Here is a 13,881-nt window from a genome sequence, read left to right as displayed (position 1 = left end):
GCGGCGGCCCGCCGCGCGTTCGGGGGTAATGAGGGGCGGCGATCAGCGCACCGGATTGCCGGGTTCGAGCGCCCGCGCCGGCTCCAGTTGCGGCGCAGCCGCCGGCGACGGCCGCGGCCGGGGTTGCTGCATGTGGCGCTCGGCACGCTCGACGCCGAGCCACGCGGCGAGCGCCGGCAGCAGGAACACCGCGCCGAACAGGTTCACGAGGAACATGAACGCGAGCAGCACGCCCATGTCGACCTGGAACTTCAGCGCGGAGAACGCCCACGTGCCGACGCCGATGAACATCGTGACGGCCGTGAACAGCGCCGCCGTGCCGCGCTGGCGCATCGCGTCGGCGAACGCGTCCGGCAGCATCGCGCCGTGGCGGAGGTCGTGCTGCAGGCGCTCGTACAGGTAGATGCCGTAGTCGACGCCCACGCCGACGCCAAGCGTGATCACCGGCAGTGTCGCGACCTTCAGCCCGATGCCGAGGCGCGCCATCACCGCATTGCACAGGATCGACACGAGCGTGAGCGGCACGACGATGCACAGCACCGCTCGCCACGAACGGAACGTGAGCGCGCACAGCAGCGCGATCGCGCCGAAGATCGACAGCAGCATCGCGACTTCCGCGTCGCCGACGGCCTCGTTGGTCGCGGCCATCACGCCGACGTTGCCGCCCGCGAGCCGGAACGCGACGTTCGGCTTCGGGTTCTCGGCCGCGAAGCGCTTGATCTCGTCGACGATGTGCGCGATGGTCGTGCCTTCGTGGTTCTTCGTGTAGATCAGCACCTGGATCGCCTTGCAGTTCGCGGTGTTCATCCCGCTGTCGGGGTCGAACGCGCTGGAGCCCTGCGTGAGCCCGTCGCTGGAGCGCGGCAGCGCGGCCCAGCGCGGGTTGCCTTCGTTGAACGCGGCGATGAACACCTTGCCCTGCGACGACACGCTCGTCACCGACTGCACGCCGGCCACGCCGCGCATGTTCATCTCGAACTTCTCGATCGCGCTCATCACCGGGTAATGCAGGCACGCGTCGTCGAAGCCGGTCGTCTCGACGATCACCGACAGCACGTCCACGCCGATGTTGTACTGGTGCGTGATCGCCGCGTTGTCGATGTTGTAGCGCGAGTTCGCGCGCAGCTCCGGCGCGCCGGTGCCGATATCGCCGATCTCCAGCTTGCGCGATTCGAGCGTGCCGTACACGAGCAGCGCGAGCGCCACCGCGAACACGCCGAGCGCGGGCGCCGGCCGCGCGAACACCGCGAAGCGCGACCACATCCGGCTGCCGCCGGCCGCCGCCGTGCGCTGCGCACGCGCCAGCGTGCCGCGTTCGAGCCGCGTGTACGACAGCAGGATCGGCAGGAACACCTTGTTCGTGACGATCATCAGCAGCACGCCGAGGCACGCGGTGATGCCGAGTTCGCGCACGATGTCGATCCTGATCCGCATGATCACCATGAAGCCGAGCGCGTTGGTCAGCAGCGCGACGGTGCCCGGCACGAACAGCTTGCGGAACGCGTCGCGCGCGGCGTCGACCGCCGACGCGCCGCGCACCAGCGCCTGCTTCCATGCGTTGGTCATCTGCACCGCGTGCGACACGCCGATCGAGAAGATCAGGAATGGCACGAGGATCGACATCGGGTCGATGCCGAGCCCGAGCAGCGGCAGTGCGCCGAGCAGCCACACGACCGGCAGCAGCGCGACGACCAGCGCCAGCGCGGTGGTCTTCAGCGAGCGCGTGTAGGCGAACAGCAGCGCGGCCGTGACGAGGAACGCGAGCGCGAAGAACGCCACCACGCCCGCGATGCCGCTCTCGACGTCGCCGACCAGCTTCGCGAAGCCGATGATGTTCACGTCGATGCCCTGCTTCGCGTACTTCGCGCGGATTTCCTCGAGCTGGCGCGCGACCGCGCTGTAGTCGAGCCGCTTGCCGGTCGCGGGATCGGCCTCGCGCAGCTCGGCGCGGATCAGCGCCGATTTCAGGTCGTTGCCGACGAGGCGGCCGATCTGCCCGGAGCGCGCGACGTTGCGGCGCACCTTCGCGAGATCGTCCGGGTTCGTGCTCGAGAACTGGCCGGGCACGACCACGTCGCCGCGAAAACCGGCCTCGGTCACCTCGGTGTAGTGGACGTTCGGCGTGAACAGCGAGAACACGCGCGAACGGTTCACGCCGGGGATGAAGAACACGTCGTCGGTCGCATGGCGCAGCGCGTTCATGAACGGCTGGTTGTAGATGTCGCCGTCGCCCTTCCAGCGCAGGCTCACGAGGATCGTGTTCGCGCCGGGGAACGCGCCCGCATAGCGCTCGAACACCTGCATGTACGGGTGCTGCATCGGGATCATCTTGTTGAAGCCCGGATCGAGCTTCAGGCGCGTCGCGGACAGCCCGAGCGCGAGCGTCACCGCGACGCAGAACAGCATCAGCAGCCGGCGCCGGCGAATGATCGTATCGGCGCAGCGCTCGACGAACGCGGCGAGGCGCGACGCGGGAACGGCTTCAGGGGGGCGTGACAGGTCGTTCATGGGATTCTCTTGTCGGTGCGGACGATGCGAAACGAACGGAAGCAGGCGGCAACGCCGCCGCGCATCAGGACGGCGACGCGGCGAGCGGCGCGACGCCGGCCTCGCCGCCGAGCAGCAGCGCGCCGTGGCCCATGTCGAGCACGGCCGCGAGGCTCTGCACGCCGCCGAGCTTGCGCACGTCGAAGGTCAGCCCGCCGTCGCGCGACGCGACGATCGCTCCGCCCTGGCCGACCAGCACGAGTTCGCCGTCGGCAAGCTGGGTCGCGCCGAAGTACGACACCGGCACATGGCTGTCGACATGCGTCCAGGTCGTGCCGCGATCGGCGCTGCGCACCACGTTGCCGCGCATCCCGTACGCGACCCAGTCGCCGTTCGCGAGCATCAGCGCGCCGAACAGCGAACCCGCGTATGGCGACGGCAGCTTGTCCCATGTGGCGCCGTTGTCGGTCGAACGCAGCAGCGTGCCGCTCTCGCCCGCGATCAGCAGATTGCCGTGGCCATCGCCGACGATCGCGTTCAGGTGACGGTCGCCGGCCGGCGTCTTCACGATCTGCCAGTTGAGGCCGGCATCGTCCGAGCGCAGCAGCTGGCCGAAGCTGCCCGCCGCGAACAGCGGGCCGTCCGCGGTGCCCCACACGGACAGCAGCGGATCGGAATGCTCGCGGTCTACGTGCACCTCGCGCCAGTGCACGCCCGCGTCGTCGCTGCGAACGATCCGGCCGTCGTGGCCGACCGCGATCCCGAGCGTCGGCGTGATGAAGCGCACCTGCGTGAGCGTCGACGCCTGGTCGGGCGCGACCGACGCCGGCCGCCAGCGGGCGCCCGCGTCGTCGCTCAGCAGGATCGCGCCGCGTTCGCCGACCGCGACGATGCGCGTGCCGGCCCTCGCGAGCCCGTTGACCTGCAGCCGGTCCGCATGGATCGCGGTGACCGGGAACGCCGGCAGCGGGCGCGGCGAAAACGCGAGCAGCGCGGCGCCGAGCACCAGCGCCGACATCGCGAGTCCGGGCAAAGTTCGTTTCATCGCTTGTCTCCTGAATCTGCGTTCGACGGCGCTTCGCGCCGAAGCGCCAGCATCCGTCGCTTGCAAGTCTCCGGGCCGCCGGTCGTTGCCGCGGCCTCGAATCGTCGTGAATGGATCGCTGCCGGCGCCCGCTACGCGCCGACTTCGAACAGCGCGGCGGCACCCATCCCGCCGCCGATGCACATCGTCACGACCGCGTGCCGCACGCCGCGCCGCGCGCCTTCGAGCAGCGCGTGCATCGTCATCCGCGTGCCCGACATCCCGAACGGATGGCCGAGCGCGATCGCGCCGCCGTCCACGTTCAGCCGGTCGTCGGGAATGCCGAGCGTGTCGCGGCAATACAGCGCCTGGCACGCGAACGCCTCGTTCAGCTCCCACAGCCCGATGTCGCCGACGGTCATCCCGAAGCGCTCCAGCAGCTTCGGAATCGCGAACACCGGGCCGATGCCCATTTCGTCCGGCTCGCAGCCGGCCACCGAAAGGCCGCGGAACGCGCCGAGCGGCGTCAGCCCGCGACGCTTCGCCTCGCTGCGCGACATAACGACCACGGCCGCCGCGCCATCCGACAACTGCGATGCATTGCCGGCCGTCACGAACTCGCCCTGCTCGACGACCTTGCCGCCGCTCCACGACGGCTTCAGACCCGCGAGCCGTTCGGCCGTCGTGTCGGCGCGCACGCCTTCGTCACGGGCTGCACGCAGGTCTTCGTGGCCGGCCGGGTTGCCCTCCTTGTCGAACAGTGCGCGGCGCACGTCGAGCGACGCGATTTCCGAGTCGAAGCGGCCGGTCGCCTGCGCTTGCGCGGTGCGCTGGTGGCTCTGCAGCGCGAATTCGTCCTGTGCGGCGCGCGAGATGCCGTAGCGGCGCGACACGATCTCGGCCGTTTCCATCATCGCGATGTACGCGGCCGGCTGGTGGTCGAGCACGGCCTGCGAACGCGCGCGATACGCGTTCTTGTGCTTGTTCTGCGTGAGCGAGATCGACTCGACGCCGCCCGCGACGACGATCCGCGCGTCGCCCGCGCCGATGCTGCGCGCGGCGCTCGCGATCGACATCAGGCCCGACGAGCACATGCGGTCGATCGCCATGCCGGGCACCGACGCCGGCAGCCCGGCCGCCGCGGCCGACAGGCGGCCGATGTTGTAGCCCTGCGTGCCCTGCTGCGCGGCGCAGCCGATCAGCACGTCGTCGACGTCGGCCGGCGCGACGCCCGCGCGTTCGAGCGCCGCGCGCACGACGTGGCCGCCCAGCGCGGGCGCCTCGGTGTCGTTGAACATGCCGCGAAACGCCTTGCCGATCGGCGTGCGTGCGACGGAAACGATGACTGCGTCTTCCATGGGCTGGCTCTCTGGAACTAGAAGGTGTAACGGCTGATGGTGTCGGCGACGCAGCCGGGCTTGCCTTCGCCTTCGATCTCGACGGTCACGCGTATCCACGCCTGTAAGCCGCCTTCGAGCGGCTCGACGCGCAACAGCTCGCCGACGCCGCGCACGCGCGCGCCGACCTTTACCGGCGCCGGGAAACGGATCCTGTCGCAGCCGTAGTTGACGCCGAGCCGCGCGCCGTCGATGCGTACGATCTGCGGCAGGAAATAATTGACGAGCGACAGCGTCAGGTAGCCGTGCGCGATGCACGCGCCGAACGGGCCGTCCTTCGCGCGTACCGGGTCGACGTGCACCCACTGGCGATCGCCCGTCGCGTCGGCGAAACCGTCGATGCGGAGCTGGTCGATCGCGAGCCACGCGCTCGCGCCGAGCGTGTCGCCGACGGCCGCCGCGAGTTCGCCGGGATGCGCGAACACGCGAGGCGTCGCGCGCACGGGGTCGAGGGCCGCGCTCATCATGCGTGCTGGCTGCTGACCGACAGCACTTCGCCCGTCATGTACGACGCGTAATCGCTTGCAAGAAACACCATCACGTTCGCGACCTCCCAGACTTCGGCGGCGCGCCCGAAGGCTTCGCGCGACGCCAGTTGATTCAGCAAGTCGGCCGGCGCCGACTTCTTCAGAAAATCGTGCATCGCGATGCTCGGCGCGACCGCGTTGATGCGTACGCCGTACGGCGACGCCTCGAGCGCCGCGCAGCGCGTAAACGCCATCACGCCCGCTTTCGCCGCCGCGTAGTGCGCCTGTTCCGCCTGCGCGCGCCAGCCGAGCACCGATGCGTTGTTGACGATCGCGCCACGACCGCGCGCCTGCATGTGCGGCAGCATCGCGCGTGTCATCCGGAACGTCCCGGTAAGGCTAATGTCGATCACGCGCGACCATTCGGCATCGTCCATATCGACGATGCGGGTCGACCCGCCGAGCCCGGCGTTGTTGATCAGCACGTCGACGCCGTCGAGCTGGTCCTGCGCTTCGGCGACGAGCGCCTGCACGTCGGCTTCGACCGCGACATTGCACAGGCGGCCGTAGACCTGTTGCAGCCCGGTTTCGGCGCGCAGCGTTTCGACCGCCTGTTCGAGGCGTTTTTCGTGGATGTCGGAAATGAACAGCGCGCGGCAGCCCTCCTCCGCGCAGCGGCGCGCGGCCGCGAAGCCGATGCCGGCGCCGGCGGCGGCCGTGATCAGCACCGATTTGCCCGCGAGCAGCTGGTGGCCCGGCACGTAGGGCGGCGCTTTTGCAATCTGGGGTTCGGTCATGCGTCACCTCGGGGTTCCCTGGGCATGCCGAGCCCGCGCTCGGCCATGATGTTGAGCTGGATCTCGTTGGTGCCGGCGTAGATCGTGTCCGCACGGGAGAACAGGAATACGCGCTGCAGATGGGTGAGCTTTTCGTCGGCCGGATCGATCACGTTCGCGCGCGGCCCGAGCGCGTCCATCGCGAGCTGGCCGAGATCGCGGTGCCAGTTCGACCAGTAGTACTTGTAGATCAGCGCCTCACGGCGCAGCGGTGCGCCGGCGCCGCCATCCGCGTCGTCCGAGCCGGACAGCATCCGCAGCGCGTTGTAGCGCATCACGCGCAGCCCGGCCCACGCGCGGCCGATCCGCTGGCGCAGCACCGGGTCGCGGTTCGCGCCCGATTCACGCGCGGCGTCGATCACCCATTCGAGCTCGCGGACGAACTGCATCTGCTGGCCGAGCGTCGACATCCCGCGCTCGAAGCCGAGCAGCGTCATCGCGATCCGCCAGCCGTCGCCCGGTGCGCCGACGAGGTCGCGTGCTTCTGCGCACGCACCGTCGAAGAACACTTCGTTGAATTCCGCGCCGCCGTTGAGCTGCCTGATCGGGCGGATCTCGATGCCCGGCTGGTCGAGCGGCATCAACAGGAACGACAGCCCCTTGCTGCCCTTCGACTCCGGATCGGTGCGCGCAAGCACGAAGATCCAGTCGGAATCGTGCGCGAGCGACGTCCAAACCTTCTGGCCGTAGACGCGCCACGTGCCGTCCGCATCCTGTTCGGCGCGCGTGCGGACATTCGCCAGATCCGAACCGGCGCCCGGCTCCGAATAGCCCTGGCACCAGAACTGCGTGCCGGCCAGGATGCCGGGCAGGAAGCGCGCGCGCTGGTCGTCGGTGCCGCACGCGACGAGCGTCGGCCCGAGCAGCCCTTCGCCGATATGGCCCATCCGCCCGGGGCCGCCAGCACGCGCGTATTCCTCGTGGAAGATCACCTGTTCCGCGACCGAGAAGCCGCGCCCGCCGGCGCCGGTCGGCCAGCCGAGCCCGGTCCAGCCGCCCTGCGCCAGTTGCCGCTCCCACGCACGGCGCAGCTCGGGCCACGCTTCCTCGTCGCCGGGGCCGCCGCGGTATTTCAGGCAGGCGAATTCGCCGGTCAGGTGCGACTGCACCCAGTCGGCCACTTCGTGCCGCAATTGCTGTTCGCGCGTTTCGCTGTTCATTGAAGTGCTCCTGCGCGAGCGGCCGACGGGCGGGCGGCCGCCGCGACCGGCGCAACCGCGGCTGTGGCCGCTTCGCTGCGGTGCGCCGCGCCGCCGTCGATCGCATGGCATGCGATCCATTCGAGCAGTTGCGGCGTGCTGCCGAACTGCGCGCCCGACGCCTGCGCGCGCCTGAAGTAGAGATGCGGGTCGTATTCCCACGTGAAACCGACGCCGCCGTGCAACTGGATCGCTTCCTGCGCGCAGAACGCATACGCGTCGTTCGCGGCGGCCTTCGCGGCCGCGATGTCGGCACGCAGCGCCGCGCCCGGCGTCGCGCCGGCTTCCGCGTCCCATGCGTGCGCGGCGCCGAGCACGCCCGAGCGCGCCGATTCGATCAGCACCATCATCTGCGCGCAACGATGCTTGACGGCCTGGAACGACGCGATCGCTCGGCCGAACTGCACGCGCTGGCTCGTGTAGTCGAGCGTCAGGTCGAGGCATTGCTGGGCGCCGCCGAGCTGTTCGGCGGCCAGCGCGAGCGCCGCGAACCATGCTGCGCGTTCGAGCACCTGGGCGGCGTCGCGGCGCGTGATCAGCGCGTCGCGGCTCACGCGCACGTCGTCGAGCGCAATCCGTGCGAGCGGCCTCGTCGCGTCGAGCGTGTCGAGCGGCGTCACCGCAACGCCGGCTGCGCCGACGGTCATGTCGATCGCGAACAGGCCGACCGACTGCCCTTCGTTCGCGATCCGCGCCGGAACCAGCAGCAGGTCGGCGCGCGCGCCGTCGAGCACTTGTGCTGCGACGCCGGACAACGCGAAGCCAGCCGCGGTTTCTTCCGCGATGAACGGAAGCGGCCGCGCACTGGCCGGTTCGTCGAGCGAGTCGCCGAAAGATGCGCCGAACGCATCGGCGCCCGGCCCGCCATATGGCGGGCCGACCCGCGCGCCACTCGGCTCGCCGAACGGCCAGTCGAACGGCAGCGCGAGCGTCGCGCTGCACGCGCCTTCGGCGATCTTCGCGAGCCAGCCGGCCGCCGGCGGCGTATCGCAGCCGGCCAGCGCGGTCGCCGCGAAGCACGCGGTCGAAAAATACGGCACGCAGGCAACACGCCGCCCGAGCTGTTCCATCAGCACCGCCTGCTCGACCGCGCCGAGCCCGAGCCCGCCCGCCGCCTCCGGCAGCGCGAGCGCGTTCCAGCCGAGTTCGCCCGCGAGCGCGGCCCACAGCGCGTCGTCGCGGCCGGCCGACTGCTCGATCGCGCGGCGCACGTCGGCGGACGCGCTGCGCTCGGCGAGCACGTCCGCCGCCGCGTCGCGGATCATCGCCTGTTCGTCGGTGAGCGCCAGATCCATCGTCAGCTCCCGTACACGCGCTGCGCGGGACGCGCATCGGCAAGCAGCTGCGCGACCGCCGGGCCGACCTCGGCCGCCGCCCAGCGCGCGCCGCGGTCGACGCGCGGGCCCGTACGCCAGCCTTCCGCGACCGCGATCATCCCGCCCGCGACCTCGAACACCCGGCCCGTCACGTCGGCCGACAGCGTGCTGCCGAGCCACGCGACCAGCGGCGCGACGTTGGCCGGATCGAAATAGTCGAAGCCGCCGTCCTCGGGCTTCTTCATCATGTCGGCGAACACGCCTTCGGTCATCGACGTGCGCGCGGCCGGCGCGAGCGCGTTCACGCGCACGCCGTAGCGCTGCAGCTCGGCCGCCTGCATCAGCGTGAGCGCGGCGATCCCGGCCTTCGCCGCGCCGTAGTTCGACTGGCCGATCGAGCCTTGCAGCCCGGCGCCCGAACTCGTGTTGACGATCCGCGCGTCGACCGCGCGGCCGGCCTTCGCGGCATCGCGCCACACGCGCGCCAGCACGCTCGACAGGCAGAAATGGCCGCGCAGATGCACGCGCATCACGTCGTCCCAGTCCTGCTCGGTCATGCTCGTGAACATCTTGTCGCGGCAGATGCCCGCGTTGTTGACGAGCACGTGCACGTCGCCGAACGCTTCGCGTGCCGCGTCGACGATCCGCTGCGCGGTGTCGACCTGCGTGATGTCGTCCGAATTCGCGAGCACGCGGCCGCCGCCGCTTCCGTCTCGTTTGGCGATCTCGTCGCACACGGCCTGCGCGGCGTCGTGCCGGATGTCGTTGACGACGACCGCCGCGCCTTCGGCCGCGAACGCGAGCGCATATTCGCGCCCGAGCCCGCCGCCCGCGCCGGTGATGATGACGGTGCGTCCGTTACAGATTCCCATGCTGGTGCCTCTTGGATCGAGAGATCGTGAAAGTGACGCGCTCACAGGCGCTCGATGATCGTGACGTTCGCGAGACCGCCGCCTTCGCACATCGTCTGCAGCCCATAGCGGCCGCCCGTGCGCTCCAGCTCGTGCAGCAGTGTCGTCATCAGCCGCGCGCCGGTCGCACCGAGCGGATGGCCGAGCGCGATGCCGCCGCCGTTCGGGTTGGCCTTTTCGTGCGGGAAGCGCGTGTCGGCGAGCCAGGCCTGCGCGACCGACGCGAACGCCTCGTTCATCTCGACGACGTCGATCCGCGACCAGTCGAGCCCGCTCTTCGCGAGCGCTGCCTTCGTCGCCGGGATCGGTGCGGTCAGCATCCACAGCGGATCGTCGCCGAGCACGCTCAGGTGGTGAATCCGCGCGCGCGGCGTGAGGCCGTAGCGTTTCAGCGCGTCCTCAGACACGATCAGCAGCGCGGCTGCCGCATCGCAGGTCTGGCTCGCGACGGCGGCCGTCAGCGAGCCGCCCGGCGTGAGCGGTTCGAGCGTCGCCATCTTTTCCAGCGACGTGTCGGCGCGCGGCGTTTCGTCGTGCATCACGCCATCGAACGGCACGATTTCCCGCTTGAAACGGCCGGCCTCGATCGCCGCGACCGCGCGGCGGTGGCTTTCGAGCGCGTAACGCTCCATCGCGTCGCGCGACAGGTTCCAGTGATCGGCGATCCGCTGCGCAGCGACGAACTGCGACACCGGCGCATCGCCGAAGCGCGCGCGCCAGCCGGCGCTGCCCGAGAACGGATCGGTGAAGCCGAGCGGCGCCGCGCTGGTCATCGCGGACGAGATCGGGATCTGCGTCATGGTCTGCACGCCGCCCGCGACCACGACGTCCTGCACGCCGCTCATCACGGCCTGCGCGGCGAAGTGCACGGCCTGCTGCGACGAGCCGCACTGGCGGTCGACCGTCACGCCCGGCACCTGCAGCGGCAGTCCGGCCGCGAGCCAGCAGGTGCGCGCGATGTTGCCCGCGAGCGGGCCGATCGTATCGACGCAGCCGAACACCACGTCGTCGTATTCGTCGGCCGGAATCGCGTTGCGCTCGACGAGCGTCTTCAGCACGAAGCCGCCGAGGTCCGCCGCATGCACGTGCGCGAGCCCGCCCTTGCGGCGGCCGGTCGGCGTGCGCAGCGCGTCGACGATATAGGCTTGTTTCATCGGTTCTATTCCTCGAGGTCGAAGGTCTGCGCGGGGCCGATCGGCAACGCGTCGCCGAGGATCGCGTCGGCCACGCGGGCCTTGTGGAACGCGCTGTCGCCCCAGTTGCCGGCGAGCGCCCAGATGCGCTTCATGAAGATCTGCAGGTCGAGCTCCCACGTGTAGCCGATCGCGCCGTGCACCTGCATCGAGTGGCGCGCGGCCAGTCGCGCGGCCGACGTCGCCGCGAGCTTCGCGTGCGACACGAACACCGCGCGCTGCGGGTGATCGTCGGCGATCGCCTGCGCGGCGCGCGCGACCACCGGCCGCGCGAACTCGTAGCGGATCGCGACGTCCGCGAGCAAATGCTTGAGCGCCTGGTACGAGCCGATCGCCTTGCCGAACTGCTTGCGCTGCGCGCTGTAGTCGATCGCGACGTCGAGCACGCGCTGCGTGAGGCCGAGCAACTGCGCGGCGACCGCGAACGCGCCGTGGTCGAGCGCGCGCGCCAGCAGCGGCGCGGCCTCGGCTGCGCCCGCGATGCGCGTGGCCGGCGACGGCTCCCAATCGAGCGTGAACAGGCGCCGCGACGGGTCGACGCTGTCGACCGTACGCCACGCGCACTGCGCGGGATCGACGCGATGCAGCTCGCCGCGGTGTTCGCACAGCAGCGCCTGCGCGACGTGCACGTCGGCCGCATACGGGTTCGCCGGATGCACGAGCGCGACGCGCGCGCGCCCTTCGGCGATATCGCGCAGCAGCGCGTCGCGCCAGTCGCTCGCGGGCAGCCGTGCGAGCACGCCGGCCGACACGAGCGCCGTGTCGAGCAGCGGCTCGGGGCTGCCGAAATAGCCGTAGGTCTGCGCGAGCAGCGCCCATTCCGCCTCGGTCAGGCCGAGCCCGCCGTGCGCCTCCGGCACCGATACGGCGGTCAGCCCCTGCGACGCGAACAGCGCCCAGAGTGCGTCCGAGCGCCCGGTCGGCGTGGCCCAGAGCTCGCGGATCAGCTCGGGCGTCATCTCGGTCATCAGCAGGCGCTTCACGCTGTCCGCGAGCGCTTCCTGGTCTTCATCGAATACGAAATCCATACGATGTCCGTTCAGTGAGAGGGTGCCGGCGCCATTACGCGCGCGGCATGCCGAGCATCCGTTCGGCGACGATGTTGCGCTGGATCTCGTTGGTGCCCGCGTAGATCGTGCCGGCCTGCGCGAACAGGAAGCCGTCGAGCCAGTGGCCGAGCGTCGCGTGCTGCCCGGCCGTCTGCGGGACGACCTCGCCGTGCGCGCCGAGGATGTCGAGCGCGGTCTGGTGCATGCGCAGGTCGAGCTCCGACCAGAACACCTTGTTGGTGCTCGACTCAGCGCCGATGTGGCCGCCCTTCAGCAGCCGGCTCGCGGTCGCGTAGGTCGACAGCGCATAGGCCTGCGCATCCATCCATGCCGACACCACGCGCTCGCGCAGCGTCGGGTCGCGATCCGCGCTGTCGCGATGCGCGAGATACAGGTCGCGCAATGCCTGCGCGGTGCGCTGGAAACGCGCGGGCGAACGCAGCATCAGCCCGCGCTCGAAACCGGCCGTCGCCATCGCGACCTGCCAGCCCGCGCCTTCGGCCGCGAGCCGGTTCTCGACCGGCACGCGCACGTCGTCGAAGAAGATTTCCGCGAACCCCGTCTGCCCATTGAGCTGCCGGATCGGCCGCACCGTGATGCCCGGCGCGGACAGCGGCACCATCAGGAACGTGAGCCCGTGGTGGCGCGACGATTCCGGATCGCTGCGGAACAGCCCGAACAGCCAGTCGGCCCACACCGCGCGGGTCGACCAGATCTTCTGGCCGTTCAGCACGTATTCGTCGCCGATGCGGGCCGCGGTCGTGCGGATCGCGGCCATGTCCGAGCCCGCGTTCGGCTCCGACCAGCCCTGCGCCCACACGTGCTCTCCGGCCGCCATCGCGGGCAGGAAGCGCGCCTTCTGCGCATCGGTGCCGAAATCCATCAGCGTCGGGCCGAGCAGGAAGATGCCGTTCTGGTTCACGCGCATCGGCGCGTCCGCGCGCCAGTACTCTTCCTCGAAGATCAGCCACTCGATCAGGTCGCAGCCGCGCCCGCCCAGCTCGCGCGGCCACGTGACCATGCTCCAGCGGCCCGAGTGCAGCGTGCGCTCCCATTCTCGGTGGGCGGCGAAACCTTCCTCGGTGTCGAAGCTCGGCAGCCGTTCGCGCGGCACGTGCGCGGCGAGCCATCCGCGGATTTCCGCGCGGAACGCCTGCTGTTGCGACGTATAGGTCAGCTTCATGCGCGTGCCTCCTCGGCGTGTGCGTCGAAACGCGCACCGCGCTTCTCGACGAATGCGGCGCGCGCTTCCGTCGAATCGTTCGTCATGTACGCCTGCAGCGTGAAGCCCTGCTCCCAGCGGTACTTGTCCTCGAGATCGCCGTCCTCGACGCCGTTCAGCGCCTCCTTCGCGAGCCGTACCATCGCCGTGCTCTTGCCCGCGATCCTGCGGGCGATCGCGAGCGCCGCGTCGCGCAGCGCGTCGCGCGCGACGATCTGCTCGACCGCGCCGAGCCGGTACGCTTCGGCCGCGTCGATCATCTCGCCGGTGAAGTACATCGTGCGCACCTTCTGCACGCCGAACAGCCGCTGCAGGTGCGCGCCGCCGCCCATCGCGCCGCGGTCGATCTCGGGCACGCCGAAGCGCGCGCAATCGGCCGCGACGACGATGTCCGCCGCGCCGCAGATGCCGATCCCGCCGCCGAGCACGAATCCGTGCACGGCCGCGATCACCGGTTTCGGGTTGCGGTGCACTGCGCGGAATGTCTCGTAGTTGCCTGCGTTGACCGACACGATCCGCTCCGGATGCGCGGCCAGTTCCTTGATGTCGACGCCCGCGCAGAAGCCGCGGCCTTCGCCGCGCACGACGATCACGCGCACGTCGTCGTCCTCGCCGAGCGCGTCGAGCGCGCGGGAGAGCGCGTGCCAGCCCTGCGCGTCGAGCGCGTTCACGGGCGGATGGGCGATCACCAGTTCGGCGATGCCGTCTGCGCGGTCGATCCGGAACGGCATCGCGCCGGCCGGTTGATTGGATGTTGTCATCTCCGTTGCCTCCCTGTGA

General features: G+C 70.4%; 12 protein-coding genes. All 12 read right to left on the bottom strand.

Features of this window, described 5'->3' with window-relative positions:
• Positions 1 to 42: 42 nt before the first annotated feature.
• Positions 43 to 2,508: an MMPL family transporter gene (locus DM992_RS32585; protein ID WP_111020205.1), complete on the bottom strand. Its 2,466-nt coding sequence runs from the start codon at positions 2,506 to 2,508 to the stop codon at positions 43 to 45.
• Positions 2,509 to 2,572: 64 nt separating this feature from the next.
• Positions 2,573 to 3,532: a YCF48-related protein gene (locus tag DM992_RS32580; RefSeq protein WP_111020204.1), complete on the bottom strand. Its 960-nt coding sequence runs from the start codon at positions 3,530 to 3,532 to the stop codon at positions 2,573 to 2,575.
• Positions 3,533 to 3,663: 131 nt separating this feature from the next.
• Positions 3,664 to 4,869, bottom strand: a complete 1,206-nt coding sequence (locus tag DM992_RS32575; protein WP_111020203.1) for an acetyl-CoA C-acyltransferase — start codon at positions 4,867 to 4,869, stop codon at positions 3,664 to 3,666.
• A 17-nt stretch (positions 4,870 to 4,886) separates the two neighbouring features.
• Positions 4,887 to 5,372, bottom strand: coding sequence for a MaoC family dehydratase (locus DM992_RS32570; protein ID WP_111020521.1), 486 nt, complete (start codon positions 5,370 to 5,372; stop codon positions 4,887 to 4,889).
• The gene (locus tag DM992_RS32565; protein ID WP_111020202.1) at positions 5,372 to 6,172 is read right to left on the bottom strand and encodes an SDR family oxidoreductase; all 801 of its coding nucleotides are present in this window, start codon (positions 6,170 to 6,172) and stop codon (positions 5,372 to 5,374) included. Before DM992_RS32565 ends, DM992_RS32570 begins: the two co-directional genes overlap by 1 nt.
• Positions 6,169 to 7,371: an acyl-CoA dehydrogenase family protein gene (locus tag DM992_RS32560; protein WP_111020201.1), complete on the bottom strand. Its 1,203-nt coding sequence runs from the start codon at positions 7,369 to 7,371 to the stop codon at positions 6,169 to 6,171. Before DM992_RS32560 ends, DM992_RS32565 begins: the two co-directional genes overlap by 4 nt.
• Positions 7,368 to 8,705: an acyl-CoA dehydrogenase family protein gene (locus tag DM992_RS32555; protein WP_111020200.1), complete on the bottom strand. Its 1,338-nt coding sequence runs from the start codon at positions 8,703 to 8,705 to the stop codon at positions 7,368 to 7,370. Before DM992_RS32555 ends, DM992_RS32560 begins: the two co-directional genes overlap by 4 nt.
• A gap of 2 nt (positions 8,706 to 8,707) precedes the next feature.
• Entirely contained in the window at positions 8,708 to 9,598 is an 891-nt protein-coding gene (locus DM992_RS32550) for an SDR family oxidoreductase (protein ID WP_111020199.1), read from the bottom strand.
• A 41-nt stretch (positions 9,599 to 9,639) separates the two neighbouring features.
• Positions 9,640 to 10,791 carry an acetyl-CoA C-acetyltransferase gene (locus tag DM992_RS32545; RefSeq protein WP_111020198.1) on the bottom strand — a complete coding sequence of 384 codons (1,152 nt, stop codon included), beginning with the start codon at positions 10,789 to 10,791 and terminating at the stop codon, positions 9,640 to 9,642.
• 5 nt (positions 10,792 to 10,796) lie between these two features.
• On the bottom strand, positions 10,797 to 11,858 hold the full coding sequence (locus tag DM992_RS32540) for an acyl-CoA dehydrogenase family protein (RefSeq protein WP_111020197.1): 1,062 nt from the start codon (positions 11,856 to 11,858) through the stop codon (positions 10,797 to 10,799).
• A gap of 34 nt (positions 11,859 to 11,892) precedes the next feature.
• Positions 11,893 to 13,062, bottom strand: a complete 1,170-nt coding sequence (locus DM992_RS32535) for an acyl-CoA dehydrogenase family protein (protein WP_111020196.1) — start codon at positions 13,060 to 13,062, stop codon at positions 11,893 to 11,895.
• Positions 13,059 to 13,862, bottom strand: a complete 804-nt coding sequence (locus tag DM992_RS32530) for an enoyl-CoA hydratase family protein (protein WP_111020195.1) — start codon at positions 13,860 to 13,862, stop codon at positions 13,059 to 13,061. Before DM992_RS32530 ends, DM992_RS32535 begins: the two co-directional genes overlap by 4 nt.
• Positions 13,863 to 13,881 lie beyond the last annotated feature (19 nt).

The sequence above is a fragment of the Burkholderia sp. JP2-270 genome (assembly GCF_003233675.1).
Lineage (GTDB): Bacteria > Pseudomonadota > Gammaproteobacteria > Burkholderiales > Burkholderiaceae > Burkholderia > Burkholderia pyrrocinia_C.
This window is presented reverse-complemented; position numbering and strand designations above follow the sequence as displayed.